This window comes from Wolbachia endosymbiont of Laodelphax striatellus (assembly GCF_007115015.1).
Lineage (GTDB): Bacteria > Pseudomonadota > Alphaproteobacteria > Rickettsiales > Anaplasmataceae > Wolbachia.
Genome location: NZ_MUIX01000001.1, coordinates 1337723 through 1360665 on the forward strand (window position 1 = coordinate 1337723; position 22943 = coordinate 1360665).

The 22943-nt window shown below is 34.0% G+C and carries 6 protein-coding genes and 1 pseudogene; 4 read left to right on the plus strand and 3 right to left on the minus strand.

Annotated features, from left to right (window positions below; translation table 11 throughout):
• Positions 1-965: 965 nt before the first annotated feature.
• Positions 966-1868, minus strand: coding sequence for a WO male-killing family protein Wmk (wmk, locus tag BVG17_RS06565; protein WP_143688878.1), 903 nt, complete (start codon positions 1866-1868; stop codon positions 966-968).
• Positions 1869-1997: 129 nt separating this feature from the next.
• On the opposite strand from wmk, the pseudogene BVG17_RS10250 reads away from it, so the two are divergent.
• The 3 genes and pseudogenes from BVG17_RS10250 to BVG17_RS06585 form a co-directional block, all read left to right on the plus strand.
• A pseudogene (locus BVG17_RS10250) lies at positions 1998-2243 on the plus strand (PD-(D/E)XK nuclease family transposase); the annotation flags it as partial.
• Positions 2244-2876: 633 nt separating this feature from the next.
• Positions 2877-4424, plus strand: coding sequence for a group II intron reverse transcriptase/maturase (gene ltrA, locus BVG17_RS06580; protein WP_143688880.1), 1548 nt, complete (start codon positions 2877-2879; stop codon positions 4422-4424).
• Positions 4421-5203 (plus strand): Rpn family recombination-promoting nuclease/putative transposase, encoded by a 783-nt coding sequence (locus tag BVG17_RS06585; protein ID WP_143688881.1) that lies wholly within the window; start codon positions 4421-4423, stop codon positions 5201-5203. The genes ltrA and BVG17_RS06585 overlap by 4 nt, the downstream gene beginning before the upstream one ends.
• Before the next feature lie 329 nt (positions 5204-5532).
• On the opposite strand, the gene BVG17_RS06590 is transcribed toward BVG17_RS06585, so the two are convergent.
• Positions 5533-18606 carry an ankyrin repeat domain-containing protein gene (locus tag BVG17_RS06590; RefSeq protein WP_143688882.1) on the minus strand — a complete coding sequence of 4358 codons (13074 nt, stop codon included), beginning with the start codon at positions 18604-18606 and terminating at the stop codon, positions 5533-5535.
• A 102-nt stretch (positions 18607-18708) separates the two neighbouring features.
• Complete coding sequence (locus BVG17_RS06595; protein WP_063631187.1) at positions 18709-19947, minus strand: hypothetical protein; 1239 nt, start codon at positions 19945-19947, stop codon at positions 18709-18711.
• A 747-nt stretch (positions 19948-20694) separates the two neighbouring features.
• Here BVG17_RS06595 and BVG17_RS06600 point away from each other — a divergent pair.
• Positions 20695-22929, plus strand: a complete 2235-nt coding sequence (locus BVG17_RS06600) for a coiled-coil domain-containing protein (protein ID WP_063631186.1) — start codon at positions 20695-20697, stop codon at positions 22927-22929.
• Positions 22930-22943: the final 14 nt, after the last annotated feature.

The window sequence follows — 22943 nt, forward strand, 5'->3', positions numbered from 1 at the left end:
ATATTCTGCAACTATTTATACTAAAAGAATAGCTTTTTCAGGACTTTTATTCTTTAACTANACCACAAGCCTTGTTGCGTTTTAGTTCCTTGTAACACTCTGCAAGATTCTCTTCATTAATCAAATGAACTAGCGATGTAAATTTTACTCGCTTATCTTGCTTAGCCCTTACTGCTATCTGGTTTAGTTTTCCTTGCATACTCCTCCAATCTCTGTTGTATTGGTATAGCAATCCCTATACCAGTCACTATATTGCTAACCGCTTCCCCTTGTATGTGGCTTTCCCACACTCCGAGTACTATCAGTTAGTCCGACTTCCTTTGCATCTTCCTCCAGTCCTCGCCTTTATTGACTTGTTCCAGAGTACCCTTACAGGAATACAAAGGATCTCCCAAGTTCACGTAAGGTCCCTCTCAACACATGACGCGGCCTTCGATCCCGACGGGGTGAGTAATACCTTGCCTTAGCGTTATTACCCATGCTGCCTTCCACCAAATGTAAAGTGTCGGCCCCCATGACGCGTGAATTACGGGACTCAATACCTTCACTTTCGTTGCACCCTATGTTGTCCATTCCATTAGCTTTACTACGCTCGTTACCTTACGCAGCATAATGGTTTGTTCCAGGCTGCTGGCTAAGCTTTACCCGTGTTGGATTTTCACCAACTGTTCCTTACGCACTTCTTGGCGCACACACTATCTCACGATCAAATAGAGCACTTCCTCCTCCACTTTGTAGTACTCTCTCTATTTCTTCTGTAAGTTTTTCACTATTATTCATAAAATATACTCCTCGTTAATAACAAATTGTTTTTAATTATTTACTGCTGTTTTTTATCAGCATTGGCATAGAGCCATAGCTTTCGAGTGAAGTCAAATCAATTTTTCAATCTTTTTTACTTATTTTTTCATGAATAATTTAAGATATTAACGTATGCTTATTTTATCTAATTGAAAATTAATTGTTTATGTAAAAGAAGTTGTTACTATTTTAGAAATAACATCAGTAGAAAAACCTAACTGAAATAAATTATTTGCAACTTTCATTCTCTCTACTTTATCAATCTTCTCTCTGTAAATTTGCTTTCTTTGCAATAAAAATTCTACCCATATATTCAGTTCATCTCGTGATTCTTGATTGTCAATTTTTCTATATTCTCTTGCCCAACTTAATAATTCATTTTCTGCTTCACCATCATTTTCTTTGTATTCCTTTATCAAATCTTCAGCATTCACTGATAACTTTTCTGCTATTTCCCATAACCTTTCACTTAAAAGAGTAACGCTACCTTGTTCATAGTGATGTATCTGTGAGGGACCTACATCTAGCTTTTTTGCTAATTCTTCTTGAGTATAGCCTCTGATTATTCTCCACTTCTTGATCTCTTGTCCTTCGTTTGGCTCGTATCTCTCTTTATCAGCATATTCTTCAATTGATAAGCCTGTTGCTCGATAGATAATCTCAGTATCAAGCCCTGCTTTAACTAGATCCTTTGCAATTTTTATTCTTGCTGCTTTTATATTACTTTCTTCCTCAGTTCGGACAAATGCATAAATTGCTTTGTGTCCTCCTGTTTTTTCTATGAAATTATACATTTCCTCGGTCTTAGATTTGTCAAAACGACTATCTTCTCTTAGAACCTTTAGTCTTGGAAAGAGATTTCTAATAGGAATTGATAATGCATTTGCTATCACTTTTAGCCTTTCAATTGGAATGCCACATGTTCCTTGCTCATATCTTAGCAGCGTATGATAGTTTATGCCTGTTTTGCCTACTAAATCCTTTAGAGTATATTTTCTCTTTAACCTCCAGCTCCTTACTTTTTGCGCTATTTGGTACCTTATGGAAACAGTAGTATGCTTTGCCATACAGAAATAGATATTATACAGGTTAATACTACCAAACAAAAGATATACAAAAACTTCTACGTTTCAATTTTAGTTGAATATTTCTTCAGAATTGTGTATAATTGTTAATACTTTTTAAGTGGATTTCCTATGGCTCTTTCTAAGTTTCTTGATCCAAAAAATGACTTGAGTTTTAAAAAGATCTTTGGCTCTGAAAAGAATAAAAACATCCTCATTCACTTCCTCAACGATATCTTGGACTTTTCTACTTCTGATCAAATAATGGAAATTGAATTCCTTAGTACTATCATGGATCCTGAAATTGCTTCTGACAAACAAAGCATTGTTGATGTTCTTTGCAAAGACTCTATTGGTAATAGATTTGTCATCGAAATGGTGCGACCTGAAAGTCTTCGGTCATATTGTTTAAAAGGAGAGGAATTCATTCAGAAAGAAACTGAAAGGATTCTAAAACTTATTAAACCAGATGTTTTGCCGTCTGAGTCTACGCATCAGTGCGAATCGGGCAACCGGTTGGTGCCAAGCGATGCGGACAATGAACCTCCTCTTGAAAAAGAAGATGCTCAATCGTGAGAGGAGCATAAACTACAAGTATCATGTGGTTGGAGAGCTAGGCTAGTGGTATGGTGAACGTAAGTGAAGCTTCATAAGTATCGTAATGATTAAGGAGCTAAAGATGCTGATAAGCTCTGACCAAAAGGTAATGTGGATAAGTTACATTTTTCATTTCTAGATGTACGCAAATAATAACTCCACCGGTATAGAGAAGCCACCTAACCCACTGCTGTATGACTGGAGGAACAGGGTAAGCCTGTATTTTCGCCTACATGGCAAGCAAACCGCAAGGAATGCTGATGGAAGTGCAGGTAAAGGAGAATGGAGAAAGCGAATGCCATTTTGTAACGAAATGGATAGAATTTGTAACATTAATTCGCGTGAAAACGAGCAGACTTCCATTTGGTCCCTCGTGACAAGAAACTTTGTTAACCACTTAAGGTAGGAAAGCAGATGATTACAAGTAAACCTGTAAGTGCATCTACCGAAAGCTTTGAAGCATGGAAGCAATTGCCATGGAAGAAATGCCAGAAAGTTATTGTGAGGCTACAAAGACGTATTGTTAAGGCTGTCCAAGAAGGAAGATGGGGTAAGGTAAAAGCTTTACAACATCTTCTCACACGCTCTTTTAGCGGAAAAGCTTTGGCTGTTAAGAGAGTAACTGAAAACCAAGGAAAAAACACAGCGGGTGTAGATCGTCAACTATGGTCAACTTGCAATGCTAAATTTCAAGGAATAAAGCAGTTAAAGCAAAGAGGATATAAACCTTCTCCGCTAAAACGGATTTATATCAGTAAATCTAATGGCAAAAGAAGACCTCTTGGAATACCAACGATAAAAGATAGAGCCATGCAAGCATTATATCTGTTTGCCCTGGAGCCAGTATCTGAAACGATCAGCGACCGTCACTCCTATGGCTTTAGACCTAAAAGATCCTGCGCGGATGCTATTGCTGCTTGTCACTTATTACTGGCAAGACGCAATCGACCACAATGGATACTAGAAGGTGATATCAAAGGGTGCTTTGACAACATTAACCATGAATGGCTTATGAAGCATATTCCTATGGAAAAGAAAATTCTTCATAGTTGGTTAAAGGCTGGTTTCCTAGAATCGAAAACTCTGTATCCCACAACTGCTGGCACTCCGCAAGGAAGTATAATTTCTCCAATACTAGCTAACTTTACCTTAGATGGTCTTGAACAGTTATTAGAAAGTCGCTTTGGTAAATTAGGTAGCAAAAGAAGAGGAAAAATCAGAAGTGGAGTGAATGTAATTAGGTACGCAGATGACTTTATTATTTCAGGTTTTACACATGAACTACTGGAAAATGAAGTTAAGCCATTAGTATCATCTTTCCTTCATGAGAGAGGTCTAGCTCTGTCAGAAGAGAAGACAAAGATTACATTTATTACAACAGGGTTTGACTTTCTTGGTTGTAATGTACGTAGATATAATAAGAAGTTAATTATTAAACCTTCGAAAGAAAGTATTAAAAGACTTCTTAATAAAGCACGTACATTGATAAAAGCAAATATAGCGAACACTCAGGCTATAGTAATTAAGTCACTCAACTCTCTACTGAGAGGATGGGGAAATTACTATCACCATGTGTGTGCTAAAAAAGCGTTTAGAAAGATCGACAATGAAATTTGGCATAGTTTATGGAAATGGGCAAAGAAAAGACATCCTCGTAAAGGATTACGTTGGATAAAGAATCGTTACTTCAAAGTAATGGGTCAACGCCAATGGGTTTTTGCTGCACCCATATGCAAGAACAAACCAAAAGAGATACGGTATTTAAGACTGCTTAAGCTGATTGATATACCTATCAGACGACATGTTAAAATCAGAGCGGATGCAAATCCCCTTGACTTAAAATGGAAAAAGTATTTTGATGAGAGAGTGAAACGAACAAGAATGTTAGCAAGCTCCTTTTCAAGAGAAGGTTCTCTACTGTTGGTGTCACCATTAAGAATGATGTTTCCTGAGGAATCATGAAGGACAAGCCGGTTCTAGAAAAGAAGAACTTAGATAAGGGGCTCAAGCGTAGTGTGGGGAAACCTGCATGCTGCGTTTCTAAGGGAGGGAGTAGTAGTAATACTGCTTCCTTACCTGACCAGGTCGCTAAAACCAAAGGCTTTGAAAAACGCGCTCAACTTTATGCTGCTAAGGCTTACTCAAGACAATTAGATAAATCTGGTAATTACATTGATCTTCAGAAAGTCTTCTTTATTGCTATTTCCAATTGTAACCTTCTGCCTGAAGAAGTTGACTATATTTCTACTCATAATATACGTGATATCAAAACCAATGGTCATTACTTAAAAGATCTACAATTTGTCTTTATTGAGTTGCCTAAATTTACAAAAAATAGAGTAGAGCAGTTAGAGAATACTACAGAGAGGTGGTGTTTCTTTTTTAAATACGCAGAGGAAACAACTGATGAAGATCTGAAAAAGATAGCAGCAGAAGCTCCGATAATAAAGCTAGCATATGATGAATTAGACAGGTTTCGCTGGAATGAAAAGGATTTGATCGCATATGAAGAAAGAATATTGAGTGTACAGAAAGAGAAGGCTATTTTGGAACAACGTCTTGATGATGCTAAACATGAAGGTAGACAAGAAGGCATCCAAATCGGCCATGAAAAAGGTAAAATTGAAGGTAAAATTGAAGTTGCCAAAAACTCACTCAAGGCCGGTGTATCTATAGATGTTATAGCTCAAATTACCGGTCTCTCTCATTCTGAAATTTCACAACTCAAAGAAAAAACATAATACTCCTACTTATTCACTTTAACATTTACAAAAACCTTCTCTAAGTTAGAAATATCCCCCAATTAAGAATCTAGTGAACTGTCTAAAATGGCTATAAAGATTACACATAGAATTATATAAATTACTATCATAACGTTACCTAAACTTCTATATCAAAGCTACGTGCTGTAAGTTCAATATAGAAAACACATTAACCACTTAGCATTTAATGTCTACTTCATCCATTTTAGTATTAAGACCATCAAACTTGATACTGGTTCCCCTAGCTATTTTGGCTACCCTCACTTTAAATTTTCCACTACTTGGCATATTACCTCTTATATTATAACCTACCTATTGATATTACCTCCAAGCTTGGTTACTCCTACATCAGAAAGACAAGTTGATACTTTTGAATGGCTTTGAATAGAAGCATTACTTAAATAACTTTGAGGCTCTAAACTCATTTGCTTTGCACCATCAACTTCTAATGTACCATCTCTGTTGTGTAATATCTGCTCTATTGATTGATTTAGCAGCCCCTTATTAAATTGAGCTATAAACTTGTCAAACTTTTTAGAACTTAACTTACCAGCTTCTTCACCAGGACATGCTTTCTCTACATATGATTTTAAAATACCTGAAATCTCATTAAATTTACCACTCATGATTTTTCCTGTAACTTCTTTCTGTATTCCCACAAAATCAATATTTAGTCGATGCACTGATACTTTGCTATCCTTTGCAGTTTGCTCTACTACTTTCTCAAATCCCTTTGTAATATTTAGTGCATATCCCTGTGCCTCTAGTGGAGATATAGACTGATCTACTGTAGAAACATACTTTTGACCTGTAACCCTTCTAATCAATAAGTCAAGTAACATTACTGTACCATTTACATCCATTGGTTGTGATATTGGACTTGGAGTGCTTGATGTTTCCTTAGGTAATGCAGAACTTAATAACCCACCTATAGAGCTTTTTACCCAACTAAACAAATCATTTATCCATGAAGATGGTCTTGTGCCACTGCTTGCTGCTATCTTAGGTTGATTACTTGAATCTATAGCAAGAGGTTTTTGTGATAAGCGATGACGACTGTGATCTTCATCAAGATGACGGCGTTTGCGTTCTCCTCCTCCTTCCCTGAGCTTTTCTTCTAAATATTCCATAATCTTATTGTGCCCCTTGTCTTTCGCAATATCTAGCGGTGTTTTTCCACTACTATCTTTAACACCAATACTAGCCCTATTGTTCATAAGATGATGCAGTATATCCAAGTGATTATTCATAACAGCAAAGTGCATAGGAGTTCTTCCAAGGATATCCTTAGCATTCACATTAGCTTCCTTCTCATTAACTAAATACGTAGCAACCTCTAAATGACCTTTCAATGCAGCCCAATGTAGTAGCGTACAACCATATTTATCAGTAACATTAACACCACCCTCATTCTCAACAATAAACTTGACTGTACCTAAGCCACCGATCCAAGCAAAATAGTATGCACCATGCCTATCTTCGTTTCCGTTAATACCTTTAGCAATAAGATCTTTAATTTTTTCAACATCACTACCACGCACAGTAATTAACAAATCTTTATCCAAGTGTGCCTGCCTCAAAACTCTTTCTACATTACTATTAGAACCTACAATTTGTAGAGGGGTCAAATTTCTATTATTTTTAACATTTATGTTAGCATCATTATTTATAAGACACTTTACTGCGTCTAAGCGACCTCCCCTTGAAGCATTATGTAGAAGAGTGTTACCATCATTATCTTTGGCATTAATATTAGCACCTTGATTTACAAGACTCTTAACTTTATTAAAATCACTATCTTGTATTGCGAGAGATAATTGCTCATTGAAGTGAGCTTGTTCTAGATATTGTATAACATTATCATGTTTTTGATACTTAGCAACATCTAGCGGTGTTCTACCATCCTTATCTTTAGCACTGATATTGGCTCCTTTACCTATAAGGTACTCTACTACACCTAAATTACCGCTCCAAGAAGCCCAGTGTAGTGGTGTCCTGTTATCTTTGTCAGTATCATTAACACTCACTCTCTTGCTAAGAAGAAACTCTATAATACTTTTACTGTTATTTTCAGCAGCAACATGTATAGGCTTTCCACCAGCAGTAGAGGCATCTGCAACATTGATATTAGCTCCTTTTTCTATCAAGAATTTTGCAACCTCTAATTGATCAAACTTAGCGGCATAGTGTAAAGGTGTCCAACCATTTTTATCAGCTTCATCAACGTTTACCCCCTTGCTGAGAAGAAACTCTATAATACTTTTACTGTTATTTTCAGCAGCAACATGTATAGGCTTTTTACCAGCAGTAGAGGCATCTGCAGCATTGATATTAGCTCCCTTATCAAAAAGAAGACTAGCAACCTCTGAACGGCTTCTCCATGCAGCGTAGTGCAGTGGTGTATAACCTTGCTTGTCAGTATCATTAACATCCACTCCTTTGCTAAGAAGAAACTTTACAATGTTTTCATTATTATTCTCAACAGCAATATGTATAGGCTTGCTACCATAAAGATTTTCACTTGCAGCATTAACATCAGCACCTTTCTTCACCAAAAACTCTGCAACTTCTAAATAACCTTTGAATGCAGCCCAATGTAGTGGTGTCCAACTGTACATATCTCTAGCATTAACATTGGCATTCCGATTGATAAGACCCTTAACTTCACTAAGATTGTTGTCTTTCACTGCCATCAACAATTTTTCATCTAACTCTGATTGTACTTCTTCTATCATTTCTATTATATTTGTATAATCTTCTTGTTTAGCCAAATCTAAAGGTGTTTTACCATTTTTATCTTTAACTACAATACTCGCACCTTTCCTGAGAAGGAGTTCAATCGTATCTGGTTTATTCCCTTTTATGGCTAAATGTAAAGGCGTTCTACCTTCATTAGTTACATCATTAATACCACTAAGATCTCTGCTCAAAATAAACTCAATCACTTCAAGTGTGCCATCATGTTGAACAGCTACGTGTAAAGGTGCTTCACCATCTTTGTTTTTAGCCTTTAAGCTAGCTCCCTCTTCGACAAGATATTCTACTACTTTTACATAACCATTATTACAAGCGTTATGTAAAGGAGTATGATCACTATTATCTTTCGCTTCTAAACTAGCACCTTGGCTAACAAGAGCCTTGACTCTATTAAGATCGTCACTGTTTGCTACAGCCAACAATTCTTTATCTAAATCTAACTGTGTTTTTTTCAAAAATTCTATTATATCTATGTAATTCTTTTGAACAGCCAAGTCTAAAGGTGTTTCACCATCTTTGTTTTTAGCTTTTAAGCTAGCTTCCTTCTTGATAAGATATTTCACTACTCTCAAATGATTATTCTGAGAAGCATAATGTAAAAGAGTGTTACCATTGCTATCTTTCACCTCTAAGCTAGTACCTTGGCTAATAAGATCCTCAACTTTATTAAGATCACCATTTTTTACTGCAGATAACAATTTTTCATTTAAGTCTAACTGCATTTGTTCTATCGTTTGTACTATATCTGCGTAATCTTTTTGGACAGCCAAATCTAAAGGTGTTTTACCCTCTTTATTTTTAGCCTTTAAACTAGCTCCCTTTTCGATGAGATATTCTACTACCTTCAAGTGACCATTACTACAAGCATTATGTAGAGCAGTATTACCATTATTATCTTTAGTCTCTAAATCGGCACCTTGAGCGATAAGATCTTTTACTTTATCAAGATTACCATCCCTTGCATTAATTAACAATCCTTGATCCAACTGTGCTTTCTCCAAAACTTCTATCACATCTTCTTCAGTAGCTAAGTCTAAAGGCGTTTTGCCATACATATCTGTAACGTTGACACTAGCACCCCTATCAAGAAGAAGTTTGACTACACTCAACCTGTTCGCATCAACAGCAAGATGCAAAGGCTTTTTATTATCTTTGTCTTGAGATTCAATATCCGCACCTTCATCAAGAAGAAATCTAATTATATCCAAGTTACCCTCTTGCACAGCAAAATGTAAAGGTGTTCCTTGAATCGTTATTTCATTATTAAATTTAGCACCGTTACTAATAAGAAGTTTGACCACATCCCATTTACCTGACTGAGCAGCATAAAGTATCGGTGTCCAAGCAAGCTTGTCTTGAATTTCAATATCAGCATCTCTATCAAGAAGGAACTGAACCATATCTAGATTATCCTTTTGATTAGCAAAGTATAAAAGCGTTTTACCTTCCTTATCTTGAGCATCAATATTAGCACCTTTATCAAGTAAGAGCCTTACTATGCTCCATTTACCTGATTGAGTAGCAAGAAATATTGGTGTGTACCCAAATTTATCTTGAACTTCAATATTAGCACCTTTATTAAGAAGAAGTTTCACCTTATCAAATTCACCAGCCTCGGAAGCAAGATGCAACAGTGTTCTGTCAAGTTCACCTTGGGCATTTATATCTTCACTGTTTGGGACTTCTAAAGTTATAGAACTCTCTTGTAAGTTAATAATAGAACTTACATTATTTAATTTATCAATACTATCTGAATTATTTATTTTATCTATTTCATCACTTAATAATATTTCTTTGTCAATAAACTTTATAGATAATGTTTTCATTTTAGGTTCTTTATAGAAATCTCTAAAATATATAATACACAACTCATTTGCTTCTATGCCAGCATTAAAGGCATTGGTAACTATCAAGTCATACTTATCATGAAGGTAGGTATACTGCCCTGCTTTCTTAGATATAATTAGCTTATTCCCTTCTTCTATATCTTGAGGTGTTACTACAATGATTTTTTCATCAGAAATAAAGAATGAAGACTTTAAATCTAAATTATCATCTATTTTCACCGGTGCATTATCAAAAATAATTTGTAATTTCTTATACCACTTATTTATAAGCGCATCTTTCAGCCTGACTGTTATTACATCTTGCTGCAAATCAGTGGCTGATATAGAAAGTTTAACTAACAAATCATTTTTGTCTTTTATAACTATTGGTACTGGTTTTATACTTAAATCCTTATTTACTTGCTTCACTAACTGACGAAAATCTAATGTTCTCTTCAAACTTTTCTTTCTATTGGTATCATCATTTATTACTTTTTCTTGAATAGGGAAATTTTCAGTATCAAGTCTTGCATGGCCTGAAGTAATTACGTCTTTTTCATCCACACTAATATTTCTTCTCTCATTTATATTAAGTTCATTATGTATATCTCTCATGAAAGCAGGACAGGAATCAGTATTGCCTTTTTCGTTATTTCTTGCACAACTACCTAAATCTAATTTACCCTCTGCTGGAGAAACAAGCTCTCTAATATTTTCAACCACAGAGGATATTTTACTTACTACTTGCTGATCACTGTCCAGCATTAACTTAAAGTACTGATCCACTGCATTTTGATCATACTCACTTAGTGAGGAAATGTTTTGCAGTCCTCTTGATAATTCCAAAATCTGAGTACTATTCAATTTGTCCTTAACCCCTATAGCTTTAAAGGGATCAGAGCCTAGACTCACATCTATTTCTTGTATATCACACCCCTTGCGAGTAGATCCACAATCTTCAACCCTCCATACAAATTGTGAATCCTTCGTTTGTGGAGTCCAAGTAAACACTTGCCTTCTATTTTCATCATAATGAAGATAATCAAGAACAGCGTATAAATACTCATTAAACTTAACATTCTTGATATGAATATTATTACCATAAGCCTCCATCTTCCACGTACTTTGCGAATCCCTGCTTCCTAGCCACCGAGTAAGCACTCTCCTTCTAAGTTCTCTATCACCACTAGGATCAACATAGTTGAAATTATCAATAGCAGCGTATAAACACTCATTAAACTTAGCATTCCTTATATGAAAGTTGTCTCTATAAGGTTCAATCTTCCATATAGATTGTGAATCCCTCGTGTGTGGAATCCAAGTAAATACTCTCCTTCTATGTTCTTTATCACCACTGGGCTCAACATAATTAAAATTATCAATAGCAGCATATAGATATTCATTAAACTTAACATTTTTAATACATACTTTTGATGAAAATACTGCATTCTTTACTGATTCTGGTAATTTGCTTCTTAGCTCTTCAAGATGAGATCTTTCTTCTGGATGGAGACTACGGCAACTGTCCTTCTCCATAATTTCCTTCACATAATAGGCCAACTTAAACACTGCATTGTTATTAAGATCATTTCTCCTTTGCATTGCATCAAACACAGCTACATAACCTTGAATACTCTGTGTGATACTACTACAATCGTGTATAAGCCTTAACATCTTTTTCGTATCTACTTTTTCATATACACCATTTACAGCTTCTTTCATTGCTTCACCACATAACTTCTTATCAAGATTACAAATCCCATTCGTAGGGCTACTGGCCAAAGGAGAATCATTTAACATACTATTCTCTAGATCCGTCTTTATTATACTTTTAACCATAGAAGAGATCTTACTCTTCTGATCACTTTCCTTAGTCACCATTAATTTAGAGCACTGGTCTATTACTTCTTGGCCATAAGCATTTAATAAAAGATTGTTTTGTAAAGCCTTTGACAACGCTGAGATCTGCGTACTATTTAAATCACCTCTAAAGTCAGATAACTGCTCTAAGCTACAAAAACCCTCTACAAAGTTAACTTGATCTTGGAGTGAAGAAAAGCCTAAACATTGATATGTTGAATTTTTATTTGCAAAACCAGCAGTTGATACCAAACATTTAAAGTCAGTTTCTACTTTAGATGTATACTCATTTCTACTTTGGTAATTCTCTGAAGCTTTATCAATTAAATTTTGTATTTCTCTTACCTCAGATAAACTAAACCTATTTAATCTCAGGACCTTTATAGGTTCTAAACCCAGATCAAATTCCAATCTAGAAATTCTATAAGATTCCCAACTTTTTATGTTGATCGTATTATTGGATCTCTTATCGCGAAATATCAGATCTCTACCACTACTAGAAACCTCAACCCTATCAGGAGTAATATTCTTTAATATCATTACTCCTATGCGTTCCTCATCTTGTCCTACAGAAGTAGAAATATTTTTGTCTAATTTTTGATTATGTTGAATGATACTAGTAGAGTTACCAAAGTCTTCAATATATTCTTTTACAATTTTTTCATAATCATTTCTAAGTTTATCCTTATACTCCATTACATTATCAACGTTCTCCAACAACCCAGAAGATGGAAAAAGATCATTGTTATTCCATAAAGAATAAGAAATATTCTCCCATTTGCTTCGATCAATATAGAACTCTTCTATTCTAATGATAAAAGGAATTTCACTTTCTCTTATTAATAAAAGATCATCTTTATCTTTATACTTTTTAATATCTTCAAGACGGGAATCTATCACTACATGATCATCTTCAAAATCTTTAGGCAATAAGAACATATTCTGAGTTTGTGTGGCTTGTAAAAAGGGAACTAATTTCCCTTTTCCTGAAGAAGAACATGACATTGACTGTATATCTGGGATAAAAGTTTCTCCTTTTTTATTCATAATTACGAGATGCCTGTAATTACGATCTTGAAGGTAGTTTTTTACTTGAATACTAGTATTGTTATAATTTAAATGTAAATTACATTGTTGGACTAAAAAATCTTTTCCAACCTCTGGCATAAATAACGTATCCATTTTTTCATTATCTGAATGATTATCAATCTTAATTCCTTTATTATTTATATCACCAGCAATAACATATACGTCACTTCCTTTTCCTCCTCTTGCAAACATAGTGCCTTGATCGAAGTTGATTACATCATCTCCTGAAGAACCGAAAACCATGTGTGGAACTACACTATTATTTTGACTTTGTGTTTTTCCTCTAATAACACCCAAAACTTTATAATCCTTATTATTGTTTAGAATCTTTTTGTAATGAGTTTCAACATCATAAAAATTATCTAATTCTGAATGTAATTCAAATGAATTGATTTTTATAATCGATGAGTCTGATTTTTCAATCTTAGGAACAATATTACTACCATTTTTATCTATTAGTACAAAGTGAGGTTTATTACTGCTTTGCTCAACGTAATTTTTTATATCGAGAGTAAATTGGTTATCTTGACCAAAATTTATCTTTAAAGATAAAGTATTACTGTCTGTGGAATAAGTAATTTGGTCACAATCACTTAATAAATCAAATTCTGAAAAAACTACAGTTCCTGTCCCCTTTATATTAATTTCTGAGCGTAAACTTCTACCTTTATAACCTGAGGTTTTTACGTAAAAAGTATAATTGCTTTCTCTACCTTCAACTGTAGTATATGGTGCAATAATTACTTTTTTACAATTTTCAACTATGTCTTTTGCATTATTACTAGAACCACCACCACTATCTATGATAACCTCACGATCATCAATTTCTGCAAAGTGTTCGGAATAACCCATACATAACACCCTATCTACTTTGTTTTTCCTTCCAACATAGTGATAATTAAAACTACTATGATTGATATAATCATCAATCAATAAATGATCATTCATTTTTACTTTTAATTGTCCAGAAGCACTAGGTTCAAAACGATAGTTAACATTCACCCCTACAACTGGGTTTTTCAATTGACTTAAATCAAGTATATTAACAGAGTTATCTCCACCAATAATTTTACCTGAAAAGCCGATGTTATTTACAACAAACCTATTTACTACATTATTACCACCAGTTATTCTTGTTGTACCTGGATAAATTAGAAAATTATTGTTCCATTCATTGCTTCCAATAATAACACCATTATCTACATTCTGTAGATCATAGACAATTGTTTTGCCATTTTGCTTTATACCTACTCTACCATCGTGACTAATAACCATTGCATTCTCACAGTAGTATAAAGGCGGTTGAACTGAACTTGTAATACCTTTTTCATAATCTTGCCCAGTAACCTTTGGCAAACAAATCCTGCTAGCACCTGGTATACGATCAGGTATAACACGTGAAAGATTTTCGGTATTAGTATCTTCCTTATCCATCAGAATTCTTGCATAATCTGGACGAAGAGTATTACCTCTCACCTCTCCAAAACCAATACCATAAGCAACAACGCTGCTAGGACTATCTCTCAAAGCTTGCCAAACCCCTTTAGTTAGGCTATTAACTACGTCTTTCCTTGCTGCAAGATGTTGTACATCATCTGCCATAGGTTGAAAGAAAATTGTGCGCCAAAATATACTCCAATTTTCTCCATGAGTTGTATCATATCTCTTTTTATATTCTATAATATTGCTAACACCACTATAAATTCCATAACCTACCATTAACCCAACCCCAACTGCAATGCCAACTCCAGGCATGCTAAGTGCTGTAAGAGCAACACCAGATACAAACGATGCAGTAGAAAAAGATATCGATGCTATATTATCCCTTATCTCCTTCTCTCCACATGGATTATCACTATTCTCTCTTTTTTTACAATCTACAAGATTACTTGCTGATATGCCTATATCAACAATATCAAAGACACCGGTTATAGCTCCTGCCACTCCTCCTGCTATTTTACTTCCAAACTTTACTCCTGCAACTTGAACAGCAAATTTCGTCTGCTTACCTAAAACACCTGGTATCTTTCCTACCACCTTTTCAGCTGATGCTAAAACTTTTGGAGTAATTTTAACCACTGCATTTTCAATTGGTTGAGATGCAAAAGACCATCCCATTCCTCCTAAATTTAATCCACAATCTGTTGTCATTCCATCCTGACAAGATACAATAGCACCATGGATCCCTCTGATTAATTGTATTCCACCTGCAGCATTCATTAATCTGCTCTTTAGCTTTGGATTTTTTGTTAAACTACTATCTTGATGTACAATATCACCGTGCAAATCCTTGATACGTTCATTCTGAACATAGCGTTCATACCCTTGATCTCCAACAACCTTATCAAGCAAATACTTACGATCACCTTCAATGCTTTTATCTCCAACGAACTCTACTAGTTGAGCATTTTTCGCTTCATCTTGACTATTTTTAACATAAGTTAGGAACTTTTCACTATCAATTATAATTTTGTCTACATTATTTTCATCTACCTTTCCTTTACTAAACTTTTCTACATCATCCTTTGAAAATAGACAAGAGTTAACACTTCTTTTGCTTCTACCACCAGGCCTTACACAACTGTTTAGGTTGAATTTTGGTTGTTGTGTTTCAGCAAGTACAGCCTCTAAGTTAGCTATGCGTTGTGAATCTATACTTAATTCGTCTGAAATGCCTTCTCTCATACGTATAAAATGATTTTCTCTTCTTTGAATTAGCAAACGATTACGTATTTCATCAGGAATGTTACTTAATCTACTTCCTTGCAACACAGTATTAATATCTCTAGCGTTTTCTAACGCCCATAAGCCGCAATTATAACCATCTCTTTGTTGAGTAACAGAAACATCATTAACGCCAATTTGAGCCTGTTCTAAAACTTGACGAATATTATCTGGAACATTATTACCCAACGAGTCTACATAGTATCCATTATACTGCCCATTTTGGTGGGCGATGACTAACGTAACCCAGTGATTATTATCTAAATTAACAATTAAAGTTAATGGCCTTCTTTCACCTCTTGTTGTTACGCTATCTTGAAACTGTTGCAATTGATTAACTATATGTTCTGGTGATCCCGCTATTTCAAACAATGTATCAGCTCCATCAATTCCATAACCGTATTGTATTCTTGCAATATCAGCTATATCATGTTGTTTAAGCCAATAATGATAATCTTTTTCTGCTGTTGCAGATTCTAATGTACGTAAATTCTCCTCTTGTATACCCATATCTTTGGGTCTATGGGTTACTTCTTGTATTCCTTCTAAATGTTTTCTCTTAGCTATGTCAATAGAACTATGAACTACTAGAGCAGGAACAAACTCATCACTTGTTAATATTAAAGAATTTTTATCTTTAGCTTTCACATTAACAACTACTCCCATAAAAAGCATTTTATCACTATCTGTAATTGCTTTCAGTGCCGCTCCCTTAGCATATCTAACATTTTGTTCTTTTGTTAATTTATCAACTTCTTCTCTCATTCCTTTTTCGTCTAAGTTTTTATCTATAAGCTTAAATTCCAGCGCTATAGGAGTGTATTCTTTAGTACCCTGAGGTGATGAACCAATACCTTGAATTACCATATCTACACGACCACCTGCTCCTACTTGAAATTCAGGTATGATTACAGTCTTAGAAGAAGTTTCCTGTAGCTTTAAATCACTGTAACTACTAAATAAACCATTAAGAATGGCTTGCAATCTTGCTTCATTAGTAATCAAACCTTTAATAGGATAAATTGCATTTGCTATCTCAGTAAGTAGCCTCTTATAATCTGGTAATAAATCTTGACCATCAGAAGAAGTAGCATGCTGAGAAGTGGTTGCCTGATCAAATTTTACCTTTAATTCATCAGAATTAGGTATCTTAAGAAAATTACCTGTAAATGGCTGATCTGCACCACTTGGTTTATATTTACTTATCTGTTCTATTTCAAAAAGGTCTTCAAAAGATAACCTTGTTTCATATTTTTTGAGACTCATTTTAATTTCTATGACATTGCCTACTCTTCCTATTCCAGGTATGTCCAGCACTGGAATTTTTTTATCAGCATAGAATTCTCTCGTATTGGACTCTCGTATATGAAAAATGAATGCTGTTTTATCTTGCCCTTCATTACCTTGAACAAATATTAATGTTGTAACAGGGCTTTTAGATAAAGTGTATTCTGTTCCTTGAGGACAGTTCAGCGGATATTCACCATATGAGTATATATATTTTTTTACGTTATCCTGATCTTGACCAATCTTGTTGATTAAAATTGATTGACCTAATATATCTCTACTGAAATAGTAATTATCCTTTGTTTCTTTATTTGCTGGAAAAGTATGGTACTCACTTGATAATAAATCTTTTACCTCTCTCTTAAAAACTTCCTCATAAGCTGATTGATTATCCCACTTACCAACTAGTTCGATAAATTCCTCCATCAAAGGAGCTGGTGGTTGTTTAATAGGTCTTACTTCAGTTTTAAACGGTTCTGCATTATCTAAATTCAACCCAACAGCAATGGCATTACCTGCATTGGTTAAAATCCTCATCTTATTTGGTCTGAAACCTTTAATATAGTCTTCAGCTTGCCTCAGTGCATCACTTGTAGTAACTTGTCCTTCAGTTCCAGCCTTGAGTTCAATAAGAATTGGAACTGAATCAACAGCACGATTAGGCCCACGAACAAGCAAAACAATATCAGCGTAACCTCCCCCAGCAAACTGCTCCAGATAGAGTTTGGTATTATCACGATATCGAAAGTTATCAAATATTCCTGCTACAAAGCCATGTTGATCAGCTTCGCGAGCTCTATTGCCATAAACATTACCTTGTAAATCTAAATTGGTATGAACTTTTTTAATATAATTTAGAATGGCTTTAAGATTTTCCTGAACTTGATCTACTTCTGCACCTGGGTTAGCTAGCTTTTCAATATAACTTTCTAAATAGACAGACTTACCTAACTTTTTTGCCACTTTCTGAAACTTCACTGTAGGCTCGATGGGTTGATCTATAATCTTCTTCTTACTTTCCACCTTAATATTTATTTTTTCATCCTCTCCATCACTCTTTAAAGTGTATCCCTTCACTGACGTAAGTCTTGATAACTCTTTTCTAACATCATCACTAAGATCTTTACCTGACTTATCTAGAAACTGCTTAATTTCATCAAAAAATTTATTTTTAAATGCATCATTACCTTTTAGTTCATCACGGTTAATTTGTATTGCTTTAGCACCTCCATGTATATCCTTAGCTACATACTCTAACACACCATCCTTTTTCACATATAAATATAATTTCTTTGATTTAACGTCCTTGTCTGATTTAGGTCTGCTTTTTACTAACTCATACTTATCTTTCAAAATTTTTATTACATCAATTTGAAGCTTGCGAGCATCTGATTCAGTATAATCTCTACCCATTACACTCTTAAATTCACCTGTAGTAAATTCAAAATTCCTAGTGCGTGTTTGTGGCGAGTTAGAATGTTGAACTTCTATCTCTTCACTGAAAATGAAAACATGTGTTTTAGATTCCGTTTCTGCTACAACTTTTAAAGTTCTTGCTCCCTCAAAACGAAAGTGCAATTTTTTTATGCCTAGCTTATCATTAAGTTTAGTGTCTAATACACTGGAAAAAGAACCTAAAAATCTATGAGGAAAAAAGCCAGGCTTTTCACTAGAATGTAAATAAGATTGTATTTGATCAACCAATGACTGATATCTTGCTTCAAAAGATTGATCTAACTGATCTACTGCATTAGAAGTTGAAGAATCTACTTTCCCAAAAAGTAACTCAATTAACTCGAAATCTTGTGGTTTTTCTTGTTGTTGATTGTTATCAACCATAACCGCCTCCTGATTTTAACCTTTTACAATTTTTACTCTCACTAAAATTCTTTGTATGCTTTCGTTTAAGTCTAAGTAACTGAATTTTTAAAAAGAGAAACTCTACACTTTGCTCCTAGCATCAACCACCTTTTGCTGTATAGTTTCTACATCTAATGATGAACTTGGTAACTGACTATCACCTGCCCCACGATCCAATTGCGTGTTTCTAACTCTCATAAACAGCTCATATTCTGACTTATCTTCTTCCATAATAGAGTACATTTGCTCTTGGCTAAGAGAGTTAACAACTTCAGATAATATTTCAACAGCTTTATTTCCCTTAATAAGAGAAGCAACCAAATCTCTTGTTGATGAGAGTTGTTCGCTTAGCTTATTTAAATAGTGTTGTTTATGAGACTCAAAGCCAAGACTATTCCACATAGAGGTAAGCATATCACTACCAGATTTGATAAAATTATCATTTGGTGCAGAAACAAGCGAGTTCAATGCTGAAAACATTGATGTACTATAAGCTTCAGGAGATAAATCTTCTGGCTTTAAATGTTCAAACAGCTTTCTGGCATTTTCGAAAGAATGATTTCTTCTCAATATACTTAAAGTGTAATAACACCCATGTTGTTTAAAATCTCTTTTTAATAATTCATGATATCTGTTAGGATCAAGATGACGTAGGCAAAAATCAACCATACCAACATCATCAGTAGAAAAACGTCCTTTATTATATGCTACTTCCATTAATAAATCTTCTTTTCTTTCTGAGGATAAGGAATCAATTGATTGCAACTTATTCCAGAAGAATTCTAAGGCTTCAACATGCTTTTCTATCATTGCACACCTAAAAGCATAAACATATGGATGCTCATTGTTTAATTCCAACTGGTGTTCTTGGTTATTTATAGCATGTGACCAGTAGATCATTAAAGCCCCTTTATCACATCCCTTAACTAAACTCTCTACCGGTTTATTGCCTAATGTTGATTTAAATTCCTCAAAAATAGCTCTTATCTCGTCTTCAAAACAACACCAGCATGCAATCCTGTAGCGATCAGAAGAATCAAGAAGAGGTTTTTGTCCATCTTTAGTTTTTAAGGTTAATAATTTTTTTCCTAATGCATACCTATCAAGCTCAACATGACCTAAGGCGTCATCGATTTTCCAACAGGTTCCACTTTCTAAAATTTCCTTTAAAAAAGGTGGTAGTATTATGCTATTCCATCTATTAAATAATGCCTGATATGCAATACAATATCTCTTAATCTCTAACCCTTTAAACCCTTTATGAGGATCATCTTCTTTAATAGATGCTAGTAATATCTTTTGTACATCTTCGTAATCCATACTTACCCCCTAACAAGATTTAATATGTTTTAGGCATGTTGCTCTACCTTTAAAACTTTGTCAATTACTATTTTAGAAAAATTTTCTAACCTAAAGTATTTTTCGGTAAAAGGCTCTTAACAGGCTCAATATAAGGCCTTTTATTTGCTTTTAAATTCTGTTTTTTGTCACAAGCTTGCCTTAATTCTTCTGCAAGCAAATTAATATTAATCTAGCAATGTATTTGATTAAGAATTTAAATGAGATAACCATTTCCAGCACCAAAAACCAAGGAACGTGAGAATCGTTCGTTTTGGGATGGGATGGTCTACCGCTAGATCCGTGCGAACTTTTCTTTATATCAATTTATTATATAGTAAAAGCAGCTATATTAGCCTACTTCAGCCATATTTACATACGAACCAATTTACTTGGCTTTGTTGAAAAAATTTCAAACTTCTATTTTCATAACGCAGCTTTTGCTTAAATTGTTCTCACAAATATACGATCTTTTTATGTTTTTTGGAGGAAGTAAATAATTCAATTCCTTATAACACTAATTAGTATGGTCTTTTCATTAAATTTATCCTCTCAAAAAGACTGTGCTTTATCCATCTACTTTAATGGTATCATAATATTTTACACCTAAATCTATTCTATAAAAATTCACAATACGAATTAGTAAATAGATTATATTCAAACCGATTGTATTTATGATATATAGCGCATACAATATATTACTTGTTTATTTTAGTAGGGGGTATAGGTATGTTTAGTTCGAAGCAGGTAGTACAATATAATTTATTTGGTAGTAACGGCCTTGAAGGCATTTCATCTTGTGAATTTGCACATTTTCCTGAAGAGGTATTTGAGATTATCAATGAAGAAAATCAGGCAATAGATAGTTTGAAAAGTAAAATAGAAAATCTACAACAAGAAAATTTTGATCTTAAAAAAAATGTAGAGTTACAAAAACACTATAAGAAAAGAGTAGAAGAGTATTACGAAGAAGTAAGTGAACTTACCAGAGAAATGCAAACCCTAGAAGGGAAAATTAAAAAGCTTGAAGTTAAATTACAAAAAAGTACAAGAAGTTTAACTGAAAATGATCAAGACATCGAACAGCTAAAACAGAAAGTAGAAATATTATTATTAGAAACTCAGAACAAAAGTGATGTAATTAAGAACTTAAATAACCAATTAAAAGAGGCAAAGAATGAAATTCAGTTAACAGACAAAATAAATGAAGAGTTACAGCAAAAACTGGATTTGACTGAAGCTGAGTTAAACAGAGTAAAAAAAGAAAGTACAGTGCTGATAAACAGTATAGAGGATTTGAAAGGTAATTATGAAAATCAGATACTAGAAAAAAAGAAGGAACTTAATGATATAAGAGATCAATTGTGTATTTACTTATCAGAGTCTAAAGAGATATTTGCAGAATTCAGTAGCCTGCATAAGGAAAACGAGAGTTTAAAACAGAAAAATTTCTATATCAGTAATGAAGTCTCCCTTGCAGATGAAATAAACAAAGAAAACGTAAGAAAAGAAATAGCAAAGCTTCAGTTTGTACCTGAAGTGAAAATTAAACATATTATTGATAATAATGACCAAGAATCAACCTTACCAGATAGAGAAGCAGAAAATTATCGAACAAGTGAAGATAAAAACCTTGAAAATACTGATTTCGAGATTGGAGTATGGAATGAAGCTGACGATGAAAGTAGCGATGACCAGAAATCAACCTGGCTATATGGAAAAACAGAAAATTGTCGAACAAGTGAAGATGAAAACCTTGAAAATAATGATTTCCCAATTGAAGTATGGAACGAAACGGATAGTGAAAGTGACAATGTTAGTCCTTGCCCTGATTATGATGAAAGTTTTGGTAGGCGCTACAGTCAACTATTCTATGATGAAACCATAATTCATAAAGAAAAAGAGACTTTTGTTTTAATTCGTCAAAAAGATTCTTTTTCTTTAGCGAAAGTAAAACTGAATACAAGAGAAGAAGAAAAGTATGAAAGTATTTGGCAAAAAATAAATAAGATCCATGATTATCTGGACATTTTAGGTTACTCTGGTAGAGAAGAAGATTATGAGGAGTGCGAAAAAGAACTTGATAAAGTTATAAACGAAGCACTGAAACAAGGAATAATGTTCACTTTTCCATATAAATCTGATATGTCCTTGATAGATCGTATAGCTGACACATTCCCAAAGCTATATTTATCTGCTGACACTACTCGAATTTATGAGTTTTTACACAAGAAAAAAATATTTCAGATAATATCAGAAGGTGCATCTTTAAACAGATTTAGCGATGAAGAGCATGGAGATGTAGTAAACGTAATTTGTTCAGATAAAGATACCTTAGGTCAGCGAAAAGCAAACCTTTCAAAGCTGAAGGAGTTAGCACTTGAAAGTATTATAAGTAAAAGTGAGCAAATTGATAAACATGACTTTGAACTAGAAATAGATAATGGATATTTTTGTATAGATTACCCACAAAATAGTACTATTGAAGTTGCAAAGATATTCAATAATCAAAAAGCTAAAGATTTAAATCTAAATATTGGTATAGTTCAAGTTGGAAAAAGTATAATTAGAGTTGAAAACATAGAAGGAAGGAGAAATTATACAGAGTTCTCGGGAGATATCATTGAAATGTCTTTTACCACTGAAGTAGGAGAGATCAGTATTCATCTATGTCCTAGTGAGAAAGATAGTAATAAAATAGAAGTGAGGCTTGTCGATGAAGTAAGATTTAACAAGTTAGAGAATAAATCAAGTTTAGGGCAGAGTTGTCTGTTAGGTGGGAAAAGTGTTTTGACAGCTATAGAAAATGAGTATTTCGAAAGAAATAGTAGTGCTTTTAAAGAGTTAGGTAAGACTATTAGACAGTCAGATTGTACAATGGAAAATCCATCTAGCTTTTTAGAAGAAGTTAATAGAAATCAGCTACTAAAAGTAAATGCAAGAGCTTATGGTAGGGGATTATGATAGTTGCTGTACAT